This window comes from Microbacterium sp. (assembly GCF_026393345.1).
Classification (GTDB): Bacteria; Actinomycetota; Actinomycetes; order Actinomycetales; family Microbacteriaceae; genus Microbacterium.
Genome location: NZ_JAPLAI010000070.1, coordinates 1 through 1,075, shown reverse-complemented (window position 1 = coordinate 1,075; position 1,075 = coordinate 1). Strand labels below are relative to the sequence as shown.

1 protein-coding gene is annotated in these 1,075 nt (G+C 67.7%); it reads left to right on the top strand.

The window, feature by feature from the left end; genetic code table 11:
* Window positions 1-1,025 (top strand): substrate-binding domain-containing protein (locus NT132_RS14105; protein WP_297790146.1); only part of this gene is annotated, 1,025 nt, incomplete at its 5' end.
* Window positions 1,026-1,075 lie beyond the last annotated feature (50 nt).

Genomic DNA, 1,075 nt, shown 5'->3' with positions numbered 1-1,075 from the left:
CGATCACCGGGTTCAAGGGACAGTCCGGCTCGAACGGCGTCGCCGGGTACGTCTCCCAGCCGCAGTACGTCGGGGCGATCACCTATGTCGAATACTCCTACGCGCTCAACTCGCACGCACCGGTCGCCAAGATTCTCAACGCCGCGGGCTTCTATACGGAACCCACGGCGGCGAATGTCGCGGTCGCACTGCTCGGCGCGAAGATCAATCAGGACGTGAACTCGGTCAACTACCTCACCCAGCAGCTCGAGGGGGTGTATCGCAACCCCGATCCGCGCACCTATCCATTGTCGTCCTACTCGTACATGCTCGTTCCGACGGCCCTGGAATACGGCTTCACCGAGAACAAGGGCCTCACCCTCGCCGCGTTCGCCCGGTACTTCCTGTGTGAGGGTCAACAGCAGGCCGACGTGCTGGGCTACTCTCCCCTCCCCATCAACCTCGTGCAGGCGGGGCTCGACCAGGTGCGGCGCATTCCGGGTGGTGATCCCACCGCGGTCGACATCACGAAGTGCAACAACCCGACGTTCGCGTCCGATGGCAGCAACAAGCTGGCCACCACGGCGCCCCAGCCGCAGGCCTGCGACAAGAAGGGGCCGACCCAGTGCGCGACCGGCACGGGCGGCGCTTCGGCCACGGTCACCCCGGTCAGTTCCGGATCGAACGGCAGCTCGGGCGGGACGACCGACGGATCGAACCCCGGCGCCACCGACGACCCGGCACCCGGCAGCGGGGACGGGGATCTGTCGACTCTGGGGGGATCCAGCGGGCCCGCAACCGTGGCGGGGTCCCCCGTCACGCTGCCGACGTCGTCGGGGTACCTGCCCGGGGTGATCGCGGCCTCCGCCGTCGGGTTCATGGTCGTCATCGCGATCTTCGGCCCCCCGCTGATGTCTCGACGTCCGCTGCGAGGGTCGAGAACCACGCGCGCACCCGGTGCACCACGCCCCGCAACACCGAATGTTCACCGTCCGTCTGTGCGGCGACCACGTCGTGGACGTGTCACCACTGCGGGGGACTCGTAACGTGCGCAGCGTGATCGTCACGTCCACCGCTCAACGCCGAGATCGGCGGG